The following is an 18,187-nucleotide window of genomic DNA, read 5'->3' as shown; positions in this document are numbered from 1 at the left end:
CATGACTCAACTCATCGCGGACAAACTTTTCCGGGTCGACGGCGAACGTGCCGTGCTGCAGGGGTCGCGACGGCGCTCGACCGGGGTAGTCAAATTTCCGGCGGAGCGGCCGGAGTTGTTCGACGCCAATCCTGGCCTTCAGGCGGACATCGAGCCAATCGAGTTACCAACGGAAGGAACGCTTTTCACCTTCACGACGCAGGAGTTCGCCCCACCGCTGCCGTACAAGGGTCACCGATCGCCAGAAGTCTTCCGGCCATACATCGTCGGATTCATCCAGCTTGGCGAGCGCGTGCTTGTCGAGTCGCTGATCATCGGTGCGGATCCGTCGGAACTGCGCATCGGTCAGCGGATGGTGAGCTCCACGACCACCCTCGAGACCGAAGCCGGCGACTCGTTGCTCACCTACGCGTTTCGCCCGGCGTAGCGGGCATGGCCGCGATCGTCTCGGCGACCACGGCGATCATCTCGGCGCGGTCGACCGGGACCGACTGAGTTTGCACGGCGTACCACGAGCGGTCGAGCAGACCCATCGCCGCGATGCCGATGACTTCCGGGGAGTGCTTCCCGTCGGCACAGATCGCCTGTCCCAGTTTCCAGGCGGCGCGCGTCATCATGTGGTTACGCGAGCGGCGAAACTCGTCGTCGTCGGGAGCGGTGTGCGCCGCGGCAGTGACGAACGCGCCGTGGCGGTCCATGTAGTCGAAATACTCACCGACCCACCCGCGCATGGCATCAGGATCCGGTGACTGCATTGCCTCGGCACAGCGTGCGATCACCGCGAGCACATCGTGATAGGCGGTCTTGCCGAGCACATTGAAAATCTCGCGCTTGTCCTTGAAGTAGGTGTAAAAACCGGCGCGTGAGATTCCGCACGCTTCGGTGATCGCGTTGATCGGCGTGCCACGGAAGCCACGCTCGAGGAACAACCGCCTGCTGGCGTCGAGGATCGCCGAACGAGTGCGTTCACCCCGGCTCATGTCGAGCAGGTCCGCGGCCCGGGCACCTTCGGAGACGGTCATGCCCGCAACTTACATGACAATTATGTCGAAGCCTAGTTTATGCACTTAAATAGCCAATATTCGCCGGGCTTTGGTTGGAAACTTGACACTTTCGTCAAGTTGCGGGAAGCTCAAACGTGAGCCCAAAGAGACATGGAGGCGCGGCCTGATGACGCAGTTCACCGATGCACCGATCTTCGATGCCGATCAGCACATGTACGAGACGCCCGACGCACTGCTCAAGTACCTGCCGGAGAAGTACGCGCCCAAGGTGCAGTTCGTCCAGATCGGCAGGCACACGCGGATTGCGATCCTGAACAAGATCACGGACTACATGCCCAACCCGACGTTTGAGCGGGTCGCCGCTCCCGGGGCGCACGAGAAGTTCTACTCCGGCCAGAACCCCGAGGGTTTGACGATGCGGGAGATGTCGGGGCGAGGCATCGACTGTCCACCGGCTGCGCGCAACCCGGAGGACCGGATCGCCGAGCTCGACCGCCAAGGTGTCGACGCGTGCCTGAATTACCCCACGCTGGCCAACCTGGTCGAGCATTCCTCAGCCGAGGATCCCGAGTTGACGGCGGCCATCATCCACGCCTTGAACCAGTGGATGCTCGAACACTGGGGCTTCACCCATGCCGACCGCATCTACTGCACGCCGGTCATCAATCTCGGCCTCGTTGACGAAGGGCGCCGCGAACTCGAATTCATCCTGAACAACGGCGCCAAAGTCGCTTTGATCAAGCCGGCACCGGTCAAGGGTCACAAGGGTTGGCGCTCACCCGCGCTGCCGGAGTTCGACCCTTTCTGGCGCGATGTCGAATCGGCGGGCTTCCCCATCGTTCTGCATGCGAGCCAGCCCCCCTTGCAGGAGTACATCGAGAAGTGGGAGCCGGCCGACACCAGCAGCGCCTTCGAGATGTCGGCGTTCAAGTGGACCGCGCTCGGCCACCGCGAGATCGCCGACATGCTCACCAGCCTGATCTGCCACGGCACGCTGTCCCGCTTCCCGAAACTGCGCATCGCCAGCGTCGAGAACGGAAGTTCTTGGATCAAACCGCTTTTCGATGACTTGCAGTCCACATATAGCAAGATGCCGCAGAACTTCCCCGAACACCCCCACGACGTGTTCCGCCGCAATATCTGGGTCAGCCCGTTCTGGGAGGGTTCGGTTGCCGACGTGGTCCAGACAGTGGGATGGGACAAGGTGCTGTTCGGCTCGGACTGGCCTCACCCCGAGGGCCTGGAAACCCCACGCGGCTACTTTAAGTACGCCGAGGGCATGGACCGGCGACGCACGTACGACTTCATGGGCGACAACGCCCGTCGGTTCATGGGCCTCCCGATAGCCAATCCCGATCCCGACGCCGTCAAGCCGCCGGTGTTGGAGACCGCGGGCGCTTGACCACAGCGCCGCGTCGTGCGCTGACGCCGAGTGTGGCTGCTGCGAATTTCGGCTAGAACTTCGCGGTACGTCACACTCGGCGTGGCGTCAATTCGTTGGTATGCAACGACTCACGACCGGCACGTCCGGCGCGGAGCGATTGATTAATCGCTGGCGGGCAGCGGTTTTGCCTCTTTCAGTGACAGCGGAGTGTTGCCGACACTCAAAGCCCCAACTCCGGGCTTCGTCACCAGCACCTCGGCACCGGCGTCGTCGACGTAGCGCTTGCCCATCGTGCTGCCACCAGCGAAAGCCGGGTCCAGGTCGGCGTGGGGTGACTTCTCGGCGTCGAGGGGCACCATCGGCTCTCCCCCACACCGCAAGTCATCGAGACTGTCGGCGGACCGCACGACAATGACCTGCGTGTCGCACACCTGGCTCTGCAGCCGGGTCCCGTTCTTGATCATGCTCAGCTCCTTGACTTTCGTTGCCCGCTAATGCAGTCCGGCTGCGGTCCGCAGAGTCTCGAGGATTTCGCGGCGCAGCACCTTGCCAGTCGCGGTCGTCGGCAAATGGTCGCGGAACACTATGCGGTCAGGGGTGCGTGAGCCCCGCAGCGTTTTGCGAACGAATTCGCGGAGGTCTTCGACATCTGGTTCGGCGCCCGGCTCGGGTACCACGACGGCGACAATGATCTGCCCCCACTGCGAGTCGTCGACGCCGACGACAACCACCTCGCGGACGTCGGGATGCTCGACGAGCACGTCCTCCACCTCCGCAGGGGCGATGTTCTCGCCACCTCGGATGATCGTGTCGTCGGATCGCCCACCGATGAACAGATAGCCGCCGTCATCCAGCATCGCGATGTCCCTGGTGGGAAACCAGCCTTCGGCGTCAAGCACCGAACCGAGTCCGGTGTATCGGCCCGATACCTGTGGCCCCCGTACGAACAACTCCCCCGTCTGACCGGGCGGCACCACCCTGCCGTCCTCGTCACGGATTTGGATCTCGATCCCCGGCACCGGCCTGCCGACCGAACCGAGCCGGCGCGCCACCGCCTCATCGGTCGCGGCGTGCGCCGTGCGGTGGTCCTCCGGCGTGAGAACCGCGATGGTAGAGCTTGTTTCGGTGAGTCCGTACGCGTTGACGAGGCCCACGTGCGGCAGCAGTGCGATAGTCTTCCGGACCAGCGGTAGAGCCACTTTCGAGCCGCCGTACGCCAGAGTGCGCAGCGTTGGAAGGTCCGTGGGGCTGGCCTCCAACTCGGCGATGATGCGGTCGAGCATCGTGGGCACCACCGTCGCAGTGGTCACCCGCTCGTCGCGCACCAACTGCGCCCACTCCTGCGGATTGAACTTGCGCAGGTAGACGATCCTTCGACCGGCGTAGAGGTTCGACAGCGCTGCTCCAACGCCGGCGATGTGGTAGGGCGGCACACATACCAGCGCCGCATCGTTGGCGTCTGCGGAATCGAATTCGACTGTGCCCGTGACGTAGCCAGTGAGATTGTTGTGCGTCAGCTCCACGGCCTTCGGCGCAGATGTGGTACCTGACGTGAATAGGACGATCGCCACATCATCGGGATCGGCGAATTCCTCGATCGGTTCGCCTGCACGAGCGGCTGCGGTGAACTCCTCGGACGTCATCACGCGCTTACCCGCGCCTGCGACCAGTTCCACATACTCTGAGTCCGCGACCACCAGCGGCGCCGGCAGGCGCCCTATCAACTGGTGCAAACCCTCCGCGCTCAGACGGTAGTTCAACGGTGTGAACGGAATCGCGGCTCGCGCCGACGAGAAGATCAGCACCGGCAGTAGGACGCCGCCGGTACCGACATAGGCCACGTGCTCAACACGGGAGGCGCCGATGACCCCGGCCCCCCCGCTTACGAGCCGGTTCACCTCCGCCGTGGTCAGCCGGGTGGCACGGTCCACCACGGCAAGACGATCTGGATCGCCGGATACGGCCATCTCCAGCAGCAGTGCAATGCTCAACGCCCCGACCCTTCTTGAATCCGATATATAGTTATAGACTTAGTGCCCGCCAGAGTCCAACCAGCCATCTCGAAGGAGAACCATGAGCCGCACGCCAGACATCGCGATCATCGGCGTTGGGCTCCATCCATTCGGTCGTTACGAGGACCGTTCAGCACTGGAGATGGGCGCCGTGGCGATCGGACGTGCGCTCCGCGATGCCGGTGTGCAGTGGTCGGATGTCGGCAGCTTGTACGCCGGCAGCCTCGAAGTCGCCAATCCCGAGGCGGTCACCGGACTGACCGGAATGACCGGGTTGCCTGCGCGCGCGACCCTGAGCGGCTGCGCCACCGGCAACTCCCTGCTCACCTTGGCCGCGCGTGACGTCCAACTGGGTGAAGCCGACATCGCCGTCGGTGTCGGTCTCGACAAACACCCGCGCGGCGCCTTCGGAGCCGATCCCGCCGTCGCCGGGCTGCCGCAGTGGTACGGCGACCAAGGCATGTTTCTGACCACCCACTACTTCGGCACAAAGATCATGCGCTACATGCACGACCACGGCATCACCGAGCCGAGCCTGGCACGCGTCTCTGCCAAGAACTTGGCGAACGGCGCACTTGCGCCTCATGCGTGGCGCCGGAAGCCCATGAGCGTCGAGGCCATCCTGGCCTCGCCGGTCGTCAACGCTCCGCTGCGCCAATACATGTACTGCAATCCCAACGAGGGCGCAGCCGCCGTCGTGGTGTGCCGGGCCGACGTTGCCAAGCGCTATACCGACACTCCCATTTATCTACGCTCCACCGCGCTTCGCAGTCGTCGTGAGGGCGCCTACGAACTGTTGCGCACCTCGATCGAACTTCCTCTCGTGCCGGGCACCACCGCGGAAGCGGCAATGGCGGCCTACGAACAGGCCGGCATTGGCCCGGAGGACATCGACGTCGCGCAGCTGCAGGACACCGATTCGGGCTCCGAGATCATCCACATGGCCGAAACCTTGCTCTGCAAGGACGGCGAGCAGGAGGCTCTCCTGCACGACGGTGCCACACAGATCGGTGGCCGCTTGCCGATCAATACCGACGGCGGTCTGCTGGCCAACGGAGAACCGGTGGGCGCCTCCGGGCTACGGCAGGTGTACGAACTCGTCCACCAGTTACGGGGAACCGCCGGTGATCGCCAAGTGCCCAACGATCCGCGGGTCGCGCTGGCTCAGCTCTACGGATCCCCGGGCACCGCCGCGGTCGCCATCCTTTCGAGATGAGCGAACCTGCGGACGGCCCCACGCACACGCGAGGAGCGAACGGGCAAGAGGCCGGACAGTGACAGCTGACACCATCGCCGGGCTACTCGACGAATCTGCAAATGCCCGGCCGAACCAGGCGTTGCTGCGCGAAGAATCGGGCGTGACGCTCACCGTTGCTGATGTGGCGTCGCTCTCGGCGGCGGGCACCCGCTGGCTCGCACACGCTGGCGTCCGACCCGAAATGACGGTGGCGTGGCAATTGCCGTCGCACAGCCGCGCGGCAGTCCTGATGCTGGCGCTGGCTCGAACACAGGTCACGCAGGCGCCCGTGCTCCATCTGTATCGGCAGCGCGAGGTTCGTGCCGTGATCGACATCGCTGGTGCCGACATCTTGGTCGTCGACGAATCCACCGCGGTGAACGCCCCGCCCGATGTTCCCGTCGTCAGGCTGCCCGACGACTTCCTCGACGTGCTGCGCGGCATGCCCGAAGGTCTCGACCCCATGTTCGTCGCAAGACGCTCAGCCTACGACGCAACGTGGATCTACTTCACCTCCGGCTCGACCGGCCGTCCCAAGGGCGTCAAGCACACTGACGCCACACTCTTGGCGGCGGCACGCGGCTTCACAGCACACCTCGGCCTTGGCAACCACGCCAATGAGGTCGGGACGATCGCGTTTCCTATAGCCCACGTCGGCGGAATACTCTATTTAGCAAGCGGTTTGATCGGCGCATTCTCGGCGCTCATGGTGCCCAAGGTCGATGCCGCCCAGCTCCCCCGTCTGCTGGCGGCCCACCGGGTCACGGTGTCGGGCTCCAGCACCGCCTTCTATCAAATGCTGCTGTCGGCGCAGCTCGCATCTGGCAGCGACCAACCGCTGATTCCTTCGCTGCGGATGTTGATCGGCGGCGGCGCGCCTTGCCCGCCCGAGCTTCACCGAAAGGTGCGCCGGCACATGGGTGTACCGATCCTGCACGCCTACGGCATGACCGAAGCGCCGATGATTTGCGTCAGCGAGGCCACCGATACTGAGGAACAGCAGTCCACCACTTACGGTCGCCCGGTCCGAGGAGCCAAGATTCGGACCGGCACGTCCGGTGAGATCGAGTTACGCGGCGCCATCGTGACACCGGGCTATGTGGAGGCTGAACAGTGGTCACGCGCGTTGACGCCGGACGGCTGGTTCCGCACCGGCGACCGGGGCCACCTGCGCCCCGACGGACGCATTGTGATCACCGGCCGCATCAAGGACCTGATCATCCGCAAGGGCGAGAACATCTCCCCCGACGAGATCGAAAGTGAATTACTCGCACACCCGCTCATCGACGCCGTCGCGGTGGTGGGCGAGCCCGACGAACTGCGCGGGGAAGCAGTCTGCGCGGTCGTCCGACGCTCGCCCGGGCAACGCGACCTCACCCTCGACGAGCTCTGCGCCTTTCTGGACCAACGCGGCCTGATGAAACAGAAGTGGCCCGAGCGCCTGGTCATCGTCGACGAGTTTCCGCTCACCGGACTGGGCAAGATCGCGAAATCCGAACTTGTCCAACAAATCTCAGGAGGAAGTCGATGACGGCGATGGACGTCGACGAACGTCAACAGCTCGCGCATTCCGTTCGCGCCGCCTGTGAGCGACTGGCACCCGAAGACCGGGTACGCGCCGTGGCATACGACAGCGACAGCGACGGGCGCGGCATCGACATTCAACTATGGAAGGTGCTGTGCAATCAGGTGGGGGTCACCGCGATCGCGCTGCCAGACCACCTCGGCGGAGCCGGTTTCGGCGCAACCGCACTGGGAGTGGTCGCCCACGAGCTGGGCCGGGCGCTGGCGCCCGTGCCGTTCCTCGCGTCAGCGGTCCTCGCCACCGGGCTGCTGGTCGAGTTGCGCGACGAGGACACTAACTCGGCGGATCGACTGGCGGAGCTGGTTGAGGGTAACCGCACCGCCGCGGCTGTCCTCACCGACAACGGGGGGCTCTGGCGGCCTGGTGCCGTAACGCTCACCGCCGAGCCCACCACCGACGGCTGGAGCGTCACCGGGGTGGCGCGGCACGTGCTGAACGGTCACGCCGCAGATGATTTGGTGGTCGCCGCGATCGCCGAAAGGCGACCAGCATTGTTCCTCGTCGACGCTGCCGCCGCCGGTGTCAGCGCCGAGCGCGAGCCTGTGCTCGACCGCACCCGTCCGATGGCGACGCTAGCGTTCACCGGCGCGCCGGCGGTGCGACTGTCCGGCAACGATCCCGTCGACGATATCCTCGGACGCACAGTCGATCTCGCCATAGCGGTGCTGACCGCCGAACAGGTCGGTGCGTGCGAGCGCGTGCTCGAGATCTCGACGGACTACGCGCGGACGCGTGAGCAATTCAACCGGCCTATCGGCAGTTTCCAGGCAATCAAACACAAATGTGCGGACATGCTCATCGACCTCGAATGGGCGCGCTCGGCTTCTCAAGCGGCTTTGCAGGCCGCAGACGGTGACATGCCCGGCGAGCTGGGTTGGCGTTCGAGTATGGCGAAAGCGGTGTGTTCGGAAGCCCTGCGCAGAGTGGCGAACGCCAACGTGCAGGTTCACGGCGGGATCGGCTTCACCTGGGAGGACTCCGCACACCTGTACGTCCGCCGAGCCTGCACCGATGAGGTGCTGTTCGGGCGGCCCGCCGACCACTGGGACCGACTGGCCGTCGAAGCGAAGATTCTGTAACGGCTGGAGCGCGCCTGCTTATGCCGCCATGCCGAAATGCTCGGCGAAGCGGGTGAGGTACGTTTCGGCCGCCGTTGCCGAGGAGGCGTCGGCGTGGGCGAGGATGCGCGTTGCGCCGGCGCGGGTCATGGCGGAAACGTATTGGTCGAGTCCTGATACTTCGATCGCATCGTCGAAATCAACCGAGGGGGCGGCCACCTGGATCTGCACGCTGTTCGGGTCGCGGCCGGAGGCCGTGAGCATCTCTCGCAGTCTGTCGACCGCTCGTGAAAAGTCTTCTGCCCCTTCGATGGCGGCCGTGCGGACCGACGATGCCATGGATGCCGGGGCGACCACGGCGCTCCAACCGCTGCCGTGCTCAACGACGCGCCGCAGCGTCGCGACGCTGTTGCCACCGATCCAGAGCGGTGGATGGGGCTTTTGAATCGGCGCGTCGAGGTTCACTTCCCCGGTGGCGGCAAAATTCGATCCCGAAATCGGCTCTTGAGGATGGGTCCAGATTCGTCGCAGCGCAGTCAGCGATTCGTCGAAGATGCCGACTCGGGAGTCGAAATCGACTCCGAGGGCTGCGAACTCGGAGCGAAGATAACCGGCTCCCACGCCGGCGATCAACCGCCCACCGGACACGATGTCCAAGGACGTAAGGTTTTTCGCGGCCAGGTAGGGGTTCCGAAACGGCAACACATACAGGTGCGTCATCAACCGTAGCGTGGTGGTGGCGGCCGCAAAGAAGGCCAGTGCGATGGCGGGCTCGAAGGTGTTATGGCCGCCGGCCCGTCGCCATTTCGCCGACGGCGCCGGATGGTCGGCCAGTGCGATGGCGTCGAACCCGAGTGCTTCGGCCTGACCGGCGATCGCGCGCATGACCGCAGGATCACGGAGCTCGGGGTTCGCAGTCGGAACGTCACTTGGATATTCGAGGGTGAATTTGAAAGTCAATAGATCGATCCTGTCGCTCCGCCGTCGATGTGCAAGTTCATCCCGCTGAAGAATTCGGCTTTCGGGCTGGCGAGCATTGTGACCGCGTAGGCCACATCGCTGACTCGGCCGATTCGATGAACGGTCTGCCCGGTGCCTTTCAGCACATATTCCGCGGCGCGGTCCAGATCGTCGCCCCAGCCGCGGCGCTCGGCGAAGGTGCGCAGAAACTCGCGTAGCCCGCTGGTCATGATCATGCCCGGCATTACCGTGTTGACCGTTACCCCGGTGCCTGCCAGAGCCTTAGACAAGCCCATGGACATGTTGATCATCGCCGCCTTGGATGGCCCATAGTCCGGCTGGCCCGAAGTCGGAATGATGCCTGCCGCGGAGGCAATCTGGATGATCCTGCCCCAGCCGCTCTCCTTCATCGCTGGCGCCAGCGCGTGAATCAGATAGCCTGCCGAAAGCACGTTGCGCTGATACGTGGCCCCCCACTCCGAGACGGGCAGGGCGAACCACGACTGCACTCCCGTTTCCGACGCTCCGCCGGCGTTGTTGACAAGAATGTCTATCCCGCCGAAGGCCGCGACTGCCGTTCTCGCAACGTCCGCGGCGCCGTCCTCGGTAGCCAGGTCGCCGACCGCCGCGGCGGCCCGCCCACCACTTTCTCGAATCTCATTGGCAACCAGGTTAACTCGCTCCGCGTTGCGGCCGTGGACGACCACAGACACCCCCTCGGCAGCGAGCGCCGTGGCTATCCCTGCGCCGATTCCCGAACTGCTGCCCGTGACGAGGGCTCGCTTGCCCTCCAGGTCGAAGTTCACGGCTAACCTCCGATTACAGATCTGCGGCCGCGGTTGCCACAGCCGACTCCACTGCCGACTCAGCGCGTCCTACGACGTAGCGGGTCGGCCTGGTCATCCAACAGCAACATGCTGGCCAGGGCCGCTTGCCGCATCGTCCGAGAGGCTACTACACTACTCAGAAATAACTAAATGTTTTTCTGTTTTGCCTGTCCCTCGAACCGCAAGGAAGCACCGATGCCCCTGCAGCCCTGGATGCAGCTGATCTCCGTCGACGACCACCTCATCGAGCATCCCAAGGTGTGGAGCGACCGCCTCCCCCAGAAATACCTGGATGCGGGTCCGAAGATCATCGAGTGGGAGCGGCCGGATACCGGCCAGATGTGTCAGGTGTGGGAGTACGAAGGCCGCATATATCCCTACATCGGGCTCAATGCGGTGGCTGGCAAAAAGCCCGAGGAGTACGGCATCGAACCGGTTCGCTACGACGACATGATTCCGGGCTGCTACGACGCCAAGGCGCGGGTTGCCGACATGGACATCGATGGTGTGCAGGCGATGACCTGTTTTCCGTCCTTTCCCCGGTTCGCCGGCGCGGTGTTCGCCGAGGGTGAGGATAAGGAGCTCGCGCTGTTGTGCTCCAAGGCCTGGAACGACTTTCACATCGACGAGTGGGCGGCGACCGCGCCGGACCGGTTTGTGCCCGTCGCGATCCTGCCGTTCTGGGACCTCGACGCGAGCATTGAGGAACTTCACCGGATGGCCGCCAAGGGCGCCAAGTGCGTCAGCTTCCCTGACCTGCCGGATCGGCTTGGGCTGCCGTCGCTGCACAGCGATCACTGGGACCCGCTGTGGTCGGCATTCGAGGAGACCGACTTGGTGCTCGCCCAGCACTTCGGTTCCGGCGGCTTCCCCCCACCGATCGCTTCGGATGCGCCGTTTGCGGTCTTCATCGTGCTGATGGGCACGATCAGCATGGGTGCGTTGACGGACTGGTTGTTCTCCCATGCGCTGCACAAGCATCCGATGCTCAAGATCGGATTATCCGAGGGTGGTATCGGCTGGCTTCCGTACATCCTTGAACGCTGCGACAGCGTGTGGCGCAAACACCGCCACTACCAGAACATCAACCAAGAGGTGTTGCCCAGCGATTTATTCCGGCGCCACTTCCACGGCTGCTTCATCGAGGACGACTTCGGTGTCGAGTCGCGGTACAAGATTGGGCTGGACAACATCACGTGGGAGTGCGACTACCCGCATTCGGACTCGTTCTGGCCGCAGAGCCGAGAACGCGCGGCGCAGGCGTTCAAGGACGTACCCGATGACGAGGTCCATCAAATGGTCGAGCTCAACACGCGCAGGCTGTACAACTTTCCACGATCTGCATGACCGCCGATGGCGTCGACCCGGTCGAACAGCTGCCGCTGTCCGACTGGACCGATCAGGACCTGCTGACAAAGGACGAGGCACGAGGGCGTCTCGTAGAGGAGATCGGCCGCACGCAGGCGCGGCTGAGCCAGCTGGACGCGGCCAATTCTGATGATCAGCCCGAAATCACGCTGTTGTCACGTCGTCTCAACGCGATGGAATCCATCCGGGACGAATACAGCACACACCTCAACGAGCAGTGACTGGTACTCCGGCGTGACTCGGTCCCAAGGACACCGTGAGGACCTTGTTCAGGCGTGCTGAGCGCGCCTAGCCATCGAGTCGATACAGAATGGAGCGTTGCCCGTGCCGCTGGCGATAACCGAAGACCATCGCGACCTCGCCGAGGTCGCCAGCGCCATGGTGTCCGGCCGCGGAGGTATCGCAGCCGCACGTCGGATCCTTCTGGGTCCGAATGTGCCCGAGCGTTGGTGGTCGACCGATCCTCTCTGGAAAGAGATCGTGTCGACCGGGTGGCTCGGGATGCACCTCGACGAGAAGTACGGTGGCCAGGGCTATGGCCTGCCCGAGCTCACCATCGTGCTCGAACAGCTTGGCCGTGCCGCGCTCGGCGGCCCGTTCCTGCCGACGGCCGCGGCGTCATCGGTGATTGCCGAATTCGGCACCGACGAACAGCGCGCGCGTTGGTTACCGGGACTGGTGTCCGGAGATGTCATCGCCGGCATCGCTTATGCGGGCGATGCAATCGCGACTGGGTCGCGTGCGCCGGTTGACGCCGTCCCTGCGCTCGCCGAGCCGGGAGCCGATCTGTATCTGGTGTGGGCCGGACAGGATGTGCTGATCGTCCCGGCGGGTGACGCTGTCGAGGCTCGACGCACCGACAGCGTCGATCAGCTGATGAGACCCATTGCAGCGGTTGCCATGTCGTCGGCACCGATCGCCGATACGCTCGTGGGGGCGGCCTCGCCGGCTCTGAAGACCTTGCGTTTGCTCGCGGCCGCCGAGGCCGCCGGTGGCCTTGCCGTGTGCACCGAAATGGCCACGGCCTACGCGGCCACCCGCGAGCAGTTTGGCCGGCCGATCGGGTCATTTCAAGCCGTAAAGCACCACTGCGCCAACATGCTCTTCGACACCGAACTGGCAACCGGTGTCGTCTGGGATGCAGCGCGTGCCACCGGCAGTGAAGCCGAACTGGCGGCCGCCATGGCCGCGGGCCACGCGTTGCCGGCCTACCAGCGGGTGTCATTGAAGACCGTTCAGATACTCGGCGGCATCGGCTACACCTGGGAGCATGATGCCCACCTGTACGTCCGACGCGCGACGGTGCTGCATGCATTCTTCGGTGACCAATCGGCGCTTCGCGACGCGGTCTACGACATGCAATACGGCGGATTACGCCGACGCAATTCCGTCGACCTGCCGCCCGAGGCCGTGCAATACCGGCAGTCAGCCGAGCGGTTTCGCGCCGATCTCGCCACGACGAACGAACAAGACCGTCAAAAGCTCTGGGCTCGAAGCGGATATTTGCAGCCGCACTGGCCGAAGCCTTACGGTCGCGGCGCCGACTCCGTCGAACAGCTGGTGATCGAGGAGGTACTCGCCGGGCTGGACAAGCCGAGTCTCGGCCTGGGCGAATGGGTGGTGCCCACCCTGCTGCAGCACGGCACCCCCGAACAGATCGAGCGGTTGATGTGGCCAAGCCTTGAAGGCGATGTGCGATGGTGCCAGCTGTTCAGCGAGCCCGGTGCCGGATCTGACGCTGCGGCGGTCTCCACACGCGCCAAGCGCGTCGACGGCGGCTGGCTGGTCACCGGACAGAAGGTGTGGACCAGCGACGCAATGAACTGCCAGCGTGGTCTGGCCACGGTCCGCACTGACCCCGACGCCGCCAAACACAAAGGCATCACGGCGATGATCGTTGATCTTGCCGCGCCCGGGGTTACCATTCGCCCACTCACCGAGATCACGGGCGAGACACTGTTCAACGAAGTCTTCTTCGATGAAGTTCTTGTGGCTGATCGCGATGTCGTCGGAGCTGTCGACGCCGGCTGGACGGTCGCCATGGCGACGCTGGGCAACGAGCGGGTGTCGATCGGAGGCGGTTCGGTCACCATGGAGGCCGAATCCTTACTCGGTCTGATGAGACGTCACGGCGTAAATGATCGCGGACTCGCGCGCGAAGTCGGCGCCCTGCTCATCGAGGCTTACGGCATCGCGGCCCTCAACATGCGCCAAGCCGCCCGCGCGGTATTCGAATCAGGCCCAGGCGTTGAAGGCAACATCGTCAAAATCGTTGGCGCCGAACATGCTCAGCGGATAGCGGAATTGGCGCTGAGCATCGCCAGGCCCGCTCTGCTCACGGGCGGCGCACCCGAGGTCACGCATGATTACCTGTTCAGCCGGTGCTTGACCATCGCCGGGGGCACGTCAGAAATCATCAGAAACCTTGTTGCAGAACGACTTCTGGGACTACCGCGCGAGCCCTCAACACGGTAGAACGAACTCAGGTCATGGCGTGTGCCATTGTCGGGATCGGACCCACATGCTAATCGAAGACTCTGGCTGACACAGCCTCTCGACGGCCCAGCCGATACCCCTAAAATGCAATATTTATATAACGATATTCGGAAGTGCTGGGTTTTGACCAGTCCGCAAGGAGGCTTGAGAGGACCGTGACCGTCGAGCGACTGCTGCCGACACCGGAAGCGCACGACCTTATCGACCTGGTGCGACAGGTGGCCGACAAGGTTCTTGAGCCCATCGTCGATCGCCACGAACGTGAACACACCTATCCCGAAGGGGTTTTCAAGACACTGGGTGACGCAGGGCTGCTAAGCCTGCCGCAACCCATCGAATGGGGCGGTGGCGGGCAACCGTTCGAGGTGTACCTCCAGATGTTGGAAGAGCTGGCGGCGCGCTGGGCAGCGGTGGCAGTGGCCGTCAGCGTGCACAACCTCGCCTGCCATCCGTTGCTGACATTCGGTTCGAAAGACCAGCGCCGGCGGTGGCTCCCCGACATGCTCGGCGGCGCCACAATCGGCGCCTACAGTCTGTCCGAACCCGACGCGGGATCCGACGCCGCCGCCCTCCGGTGTCAAGCGGTGCGCACCGCCGACGGCTACACGATCACCGGCACCAAAGCGTGGATCACACACGGGTCTTTGGCCAACTTCTACACGCTCTTCGCCCGCACCGGCGAAGGCTCCCGCGGCATCAGTTGTTTCCTGGTACCCGGTGACACCGCAGGGCTCACATTCGGTCCGCCAGAAGACAAGATGGGGCTCAACGGAGTGCCCACCACGTCGGCCTTTTACGACGCAGTCGAGTTGGCCGAGGACCGACGCATCGGCGAGGAAGGCCAAGGCCTATCCATCGCATTCAGCGCGCTCGACAGCGGACGGCTCGGCATCGCGGCGGTCGCTGTCGGCATCGCCCAAGCGGCGCTGGACGAGGCAGTCTCGTACGCGCAGCAGCGAACCGCGTTCGGCCGGCGCATCATCGACCATCAGGGTCTCGGATTCGTCCTGGCAGACATGGCCGCCGCCGTCGACTCCGCGCGTGCGGCCTACCTCGACGCCGCGCGGCGACGCGATGCCGGCATGCCGTATTCACGGGGCGCATCGGTCGCCAAACTGGTGGCTACGGATGCCGCGATGAAGGTGACCACCGATGCCGTTCAAGTGCTCGGCGGCTACGGCTATACCCGCGAATACCGAGTCGAGCGGTACATGCGCGAGGCGAAGATCACGCAGATCTTCGAGGGCACCAATCAAATTCAGCGTTTGGTGATCAGCCGTCAGCTCAGTGCCACCGCGGGAACCAATCGCGGGGAGCGCCCCACGGCGGCCGGCACCCAGGAGCGATAGCGAGTCCCAGGTTCTGGCGTACTGATGCCGCGTCGTCGCGCGATCATATGAACGAAGGAGAATCCAATGAGAGATCCGGTTGCCCCGTCGCCGACCGATCAGGCGCCTTACCTGCACCGTGGACGCACCTGGCGGGAACTCCCGGTCGGTTTGTCCTTTCGGACCGGCAGCCGCACGGTCACCGAATCCGATTTCGTCCAGTTCGTCACCTGGGCCGGGTTTACCGAACCACTCTTCTTGGACGCGTCAGATGTCGTGGCAAGCAACGGCCGTCGACTAGTCCCAGCTGCCCTGACCTATAGCCTCGCCGAGGGATTGGTGATACAGACCCTGGCATTCGCTGGAACCGGAATTGCTTTCCTGGGTATGACTTTGACGGCGCGGCGGCCCGTGCACGTCGGCGACACGCTGCACGCCGTGGTCACCATCGCCGAATCCCGCGCGACGAAGAAGCCGGACCGCGGCATGGTGGCAAGCACCGTCAGCGTCCGCAACCAACACGACGAGGAAGTCCTCGAGTACACCCCCACTCGGTTGGTCCGGAGCGGAACGCTCGATGACGTCGATGACGGCAAGCCTTGACTGGGCTCGGTCAGTGACCGCTGACCTTCGTGGAGCAGTCGTCGATGACGGTGATAGCTCGCTCAGGACAAGCGTCGGCACCTCGGTAGGCCTGATCGATGAACTCAGGAGCCAACTCTCGTTTGGGCGGGATGCAATAGCCGGCATCGTCGAGGTGGTAGACGTCTGGTCCTGCGGCCGCACACAGGGCGTGACCGACGCAGTGTTCGGCGTCGAATTCGATGCGGGCGGTCACTGGTCGCCACCGACATCTACCTGAGGGCCGGGAGTGAAGGCGACGGGCAGTTCGCGCATCGCCCAGACCTCACCGGCGTCTTCAAAACGCTTGGGGGTGCCATCGAGGCGGTAATCCGGGAGCCGCTCGAGGACTTCGCTCAGCATCTCCTGGAACATCACGCGAGCCAGGTGCGATCCAAGGCACCGGTGCATTCCGACACCGAAAGCCATGTGTTTCTGGCTGTTCTCGCGATCCAGGTGGATTGTGTCGGGGTCCTCGAAGACGGCCGGGTCACGGTTGGCGGCCGCCCACATCAGAATCGCCCGGTCCCCCGCCTGCAGTTGGCTGCCGTGGAACTCGGCGTCACGGGACACTGTGCGCGCCAATCCCAAGGTCGGCGTGCAGTGCCGCAGAAACTCATCCGTCGCCGTCCTGATCCGATTCGGGTCGTCGATCAACTGCTGTCTCAGTTCCGGGCGTTGGGTCAGTTCGAATAGCACATTGCCGGTCAGCCCGCTCGTGGTGTCCATTCCGCCCAGCATCATCAGCACCGTGTACATGAGGATCTGGGTGTCGTCCATGGGGACTCCATCGATCTGCCCGCCGAGTATTCGGCCGAAAACGTCGTCCCCGATGTCGCCGCTCTCCCGACGCTCGGTCATGTTCTTGTAGATCTCGCCGAACATCTCCATGACCGCAGTACCGGCCTTCTCTTGGTCGTGCGTGCGGTCGTGCACCATGGAATGCACCCAGTGCACCCATTGCAGATACTTAGATCCGTCGAAACCGAGCATGAGCAGAATCAGCTTGGCCGGCATCGGCGTCGTCAGTTCGCCGACGATATCGCAGTGCCCGCGCTCGATGAACCCGTTGACCATCTCGCTGGCCATGCGGCGAGCGTGCGGGCGCAGCACCTCGGCCTGTCCCGGCGAGAACGCCTTGATCGTGACCTGACGCAGCTTTTGCGTCAGCGGCGGATCCGACTCGATCGGAAGGATGGGGAAGGGCGCACCGCTCGCGGGCACTCCCACCGAGGGATACGAGTTGAAGAGATCATCGTTGCGTGCGGCTTCGAACACCGACTCGTAGTCAAGCAACGTCCAGAAGCCGCCGTGTTGCTCGGAATGTGCCACCGGGCAACGCGACCGCATCGCGGCCAGCGATTCGTGCGCCGATTCCCGAAATTCTGGCGAGTGGTGGTCGAAAGTCTCGGCAACCGAAGTCTCCGTTGGCGTCGACACGAATGCATCCTCCTCGATGAGTCCTGACCGCCTCGCTGCGGTTCGCCGCAACCGGAGAAGCCGCTCCAGATCAGCAATAACTACAGTCTTTTGCATTATGTAGTTCGGACCACACGTTACTGAGTGATGTAGCCTACAGTCAACACAACGGTGAAAGCGGTTGGCGATGAACACGCTCGATTCGGCGGAGCGGACGGGCAGGCACCGCGCCCCGGCGTGGGGGGCTGACCTCCCGCTCACGGAAGACGACGCGCGAGACCGGCTCATCGAAGCGGCCGAAGCGTGTTTCGCCGAGCGCGGGCCAAGTCGAACCAAGATGACGCACGTGGCCGCTAAGGCGGGCGTCCACCGCACCACCGTCTATTCGTACTTCCCCAACATGGACGCCATCCTCGCGGCGTGCTTCGTCAAGGCAACGAACTTGGTTGTTGCGGCCGCGGATCCCTACTTCGCCGAGGATCGTCCGTTCATCGACCGACTGATCAACGGAGTGATGGCCGGGCTTCGTGCCGCGCGTAGCAGCCCCACCATGCTGTCGATGACAGCGCCCCCCGATTTGGCCCGAACACATCGCGCGGCGGAGCGCTCCGAGGCATGGCGCACCGAAATCGTCGAAGGATTGGCCACTCGTTTCGCCACCGCGGCACCCGGTGAAGTGCGCACCGACGTATCGCCGCATCAAATGGCTCACTGGGTGGTTCGGATCGCATTCAGCCTCATCGAGGACCCGGGAAGTCCCGACGTCGGCGGCGATGAGGGCCTGCTGCGCGCGTTCCTCCCAGGTGCGATCGCGCCGCAGGCTGGGCCTGATCGCGCCGGCCGATCGCGCTGACTAGTAGCGATGTCCAGGGAATTGTCGCGTTCGGT

General features: G+C 64.1%; 18 protein-coding genes. 11 read left to right on the top strand and 7 right to left on the bottom strand.

Annotation, left to right across the window (positions count from 1 at the left end):
• Position 1 precedes the first annotated feature (1 nt).
• Positions 2-427: a Zn-ribbon domain-containing OB-fold protein gene (locus ACAG21_RS14430; protein WP_370496789.1), complete on the top strand. Its 426-nt coding sequence runs from the start codon at positions 2-4 to the stop codon at positions 425-427.
• On the opposite strand, the gene ACAG21_RS14425 is transcribed toward ACAG21_RS14430, so the two are convergent.
• On the bottom strand, positions 402-1,022 hold the full coding sequence (locus tag ACAG21_RS14425) for a TetR/AcrR family transcriptional regulator (RefSeq protein ID WP_370496788.1): 621 nt from the start codon (positions 1,020-1,022) through the stop codon (positions 402-404). The genes ACAG21_RS14430 and ACAG21_RS14425 overlap by 26 nt on opposite strands.
• Positions 1,023-1,170: 148 nt before the next feature.
• Between ACAG21_RS14425 and ACAG21_RS14420 the strand changes: the two genes are divergently transcribed.
• Complete coding sequence (locus ACAG21_RS14420) at positions 1,171-2,406, top strand: amidohydrolase family protein (protein ID WP_370496787.1); 1,236 nt, start codon at positions 1,171-1,173, stop codon at positions 2,404-2,406.
• A gap of 143 nt (positions 2,407-2,549) precedes the next feature.
• Here ACAG21_RS14420 and ACAG21_RS14415 read toward each other — a convergent pair whose 3' ends face one another.
• Positions 2,550-2,852 carry a hypothetical protein gene (locus ACAG21_RS14415; protein ID WP_370496786.1) on the bottom strand — a complete coding sequence of 101 codons (303 nt, stop codon included), beginning with the start codon at positions 2,850-2,852 and terminating at the stop codon, positions 2,550-2,552.
• A gap of 27 nt (positions 2,853-2,879) precedes the next feature.
• Positions 2,880-4,379 (bottom strand): class I adenylate-forming enzyme family protein, encoded by a 1,500-nt coding sequence (locus tag ACAG21_RS14410; protein WP_370496785.1) that lies wholly within the window; start codon positions 4,377-4,379, stop codon positions 2,880-2,882.
• Positions 4,380-4,461: 82 nt separating this feature from the next.
• On the opposite strand from ACAG21_RS14410, the gene ACAG21_RS14405 reads away from it, so the two are divergent.
• The 3 genes from ACAG21_RS14405 to ACAG21_RS14395 are packed head-to-tail and all read left to right on the top strand — an operon-like array spanning position 4,462 to position 8,301.
• Positions 4,462-5,616, top strand: a complete 1,155-nt coding sequence (locus tag ACAG21_RS14405) for a thiolase family protein (RefSeq protein ID WP_370496783.1) — start codon at positions 4,462-4,464, stop codon at positions 5,614-5,616.
• Positions 5,617-5,674: 58 nt separating this feature from the next.
• Complete coding sequence (locus ACAG21_RS14400) at positions 5,675-7,168, top strand: class I adenylate-forming enzyme family protein (RefSeq protein WP_370496782.1); 1,494 nt, start codon at positions 5,675-5,677, stop codon at positions 7,166-7,168.
• A complete protein-coding gene (locus ACAG21_RS14395) occupies positions 7,165-8,301 on the top strand; it encodes an acyl-CoA dehydrogenase family protein (protein WP_370496781.1) in 1,137 nt (378 codons plus the stop codon). Before ACAG21_RS14400 ends, ACAG21_RS14395 begins: the two co-directional genes overlap by 4 nt.
• Before the next feature lie 18 nt (positions 8,302-8,319).
• On the opposite strand, the gene ACAG21_RS14390 is transcribed toward ACAG21_RS14395, so the two are convergent.
• Entirely contained in the window at positions 8,320-9,240 is a 921-nt protein-coding gene (locus ACAG21_RS14390) for a TIGR03619 family F420-dependent LLM class oxidoreductase (protein WP_370496780.1), read from the bottom strand.
• Complete coding sequence (locus ACAG21_RS14385) at positions 9,237-10,046, bottom strand: SDR family NAD(P)-dependent oxidoreductase (RefSeq protein WP_370496779.1); 810 nt, start codon at positions 10,044-10,046, stop codon at positions 9,237-9,239. The genes ACAG21_RS14390 and ACAG21_RS14385 overlap by 4 nt, the downstream gene beginning before the upstream one ends.
• A gap of 216 nt (positions 10,047-10,262) precedes the next feature.
• Between ACAG21_RS14385 and ACAG21_RS14380 the strand changes: the two genes are divergently transcribed.
• From ACAG21_RS14380 to ACAG21_RS14360, 5 genes are all read left to right on the top strand, one after another.
• A complete protein-coding gene (locus ACAG21_RS14380; protein ID WP_370496778.1) occupies positions 10,263-11,414 on the top strand; it encodes an amidohydrolase family protein in 1,152 nt (383 codons plus the stop codon).
• Positions 11,411-11,656 carry a hypothetical protein gene (locus ACAG21_RS14375; protein ID WP_370496777.1) on the top strand — a complete coding sequence of 82 codons (246 nt, stop codon included), beginning with the start codon at positions 11,411-11,413 and terminating at the stop codon, positions 11,654-11,656. The genes ACAG21_RS14380 and ACAG21_RS14375 overlap by 4 nt, the downstream gene beginning before the upstream one ends.
• 103 nt (positions 11,657-11,759) lie before the next feature.
• Positions 11,760-13,910 carry an acyl-CoA dehydrogenase gene (locus ACAG21_RS14370; protein WP_370496776.1) on the top strand — a complete coding sequence of 717 codons (2,151 nt, stop codon included), beginning with the start codon at positions 11,760-11,762 and terminating at the stop codon, positions 13,908-13,910.
• 176 nt (positions 13,911-14,086) lie between these two features.
• Complete coding sequence (locus ACAG21_RS14365; protein WP_370496775.1) at positions 14,087-15,280, top strand: acyl-CoA dehydrogenase family protein; 1,194 nt, start codon at positions 14,087-14,089, stop codon at positions 15,278-15,280.
• Between the two features lie 66 nt (positions 15,281-15,346).
• Positions 15,347-15,862, top strand: a complete 516-nt coding sequence (locus ACAG21_RS14360) for a MaoC family dehydratase N-terminal domain-containing protein (protein WP_370496774.1) — start codon at positions 15,347-15,349, stop codon at positions 15,860-15,862.
• A 10-nt stretch (positions 15,863-15,872) separates the two neighbouring features.
• On the opposite strand, the gene ACAG21_RS14355 is transcribed toward ACAG21_RS14360, so the two are convergent.
• The gene (locus tag ACAG21_RS14355; RefSeq protein ID WP_370496772.1) at positions 15,873-16,097 is read right to left on the bottom strand and encodes a ferredoxin; all 225 of its coding nucleotides are present in this window, start codon (positions 16,095-16,097) and stop codon (positions 15,873-15,875) included.
• Positions 16,094-17,320, bottom strand: coding sequence for a cytochrome P450 (locus ACAG21_RS14350; RefSeq protein ID WP_370496771.1), 1,227 nt, complete (start codon positions 17,318-17,320; stop codon positions 16,094-16,096). The genes ACAG21_RS14355 and ACAG21_RS14350 overlap by 4 nt, the downstream gene beginning before the upstream one ends.
• 166 nt (positions 17,321-17,486) lie before the next feature.
• Here ACAG21_RS14350 and ACAG21_RS14345 point away from each other — a divergent pair, with 166 nt between their 5' ends.
• Complete coding sequence (locus ACAG21_RS14345) at positions 17,487-18,152, top strand: TetR/AcrR family transcriptional regulator (protein ID WP_370496770.1); 666 nt, start codon at positions 17,487-17,489, stop codon at positions 18,150-18,152.
• The last annotated feature ends 35 nt before the right edge of the window (positions 18,153-18,187 follow it).

Source organism: Mycobacterium sp. pR1184 (assembly GCF_041287235.1).
GTDB lineage: Bacteria > Actinomycetota > Actinomycetes > Mycobacteriales > Mycobacteriaceae > Mycobacterium.
The sequence above is the reverse complement of the archived record's forward strand: the minus strand, read 5'-3'. Positions and strand labels throughout refer to the sequence as shown.

Bases quoted from the DNA above. Each gene is read 5' to 3' on its own strand.
- ACAG21_RS14380 (WP_370496778.1), top strand. From the start codon at position 10,263: ATGCCCCTGCAGCCCTGGATGCAGCTGATCTCCGTCGACGACCACCTC.
- ACAG21_RS14405 (WP_370496783.1), top strand. From the start codon at position 4,462: ATGAGCCGCACGCCAGACATCGCGATCATCGGCGTTGGGCTCCATCCA.
- ACAG21_RS14395 (WP_370496781.1), top strand. From the start codon at position 7,165: ATGACGGCGATGGACGTCGACGAACGTCAACAGCTCGCGCATTCCGTT.
- ACAG21_RS14345 (WP_370496770.1), top strand. From the start codon at position 17,487: ATGAACACGCTCGATTCGGCGGAGCGGACGGGCAGGCACCGCGCCCCG.
- ACAG21_RS14425 (WP_370496788.1), bottom strand. From the start codon at position 1,022: ATGACCGTCTCCGAAGGTGCCCGGGCCGCGGACCTGCTCGACATGAGC.
- ACAG21_RS14415 (WP_370496786.1), bottom strand. From the start codon at position 2,852: ATGATCAAGAACGGGACCCGGCTGCAGAGCCAGGTGTGCGACACGCAG.
- ACAG21_RS14420 (WP_370496787.1), top strand. From the start codon at position 1,171: ATGACGCAGTTCACCGATGCACCGATCTTCGATGCCGATCAGCACATG.
- ACAG21_RS14375 (WP_370496777.1), top strand. From the start codon at position 11,411: ATGACCGCCGATGGCGTCGACCCGGTCGAACAGCTGCCGCTGTCCGAC.
- ACAG21_RS14360 (WP_370496774.1), top strand. From the start codon at position 15,347: ATGAGAGATCCGGTTGCCCCGTCGCCGACCGATCAGGCGCCTTACCTG.
- ACAG21_RS14430 (WP_370496789.1), top strand. From the start codon at position 2: ATGACTCAACTCATCGCGGACAAACTTTTCCGGGTCGACGGCGAACGT.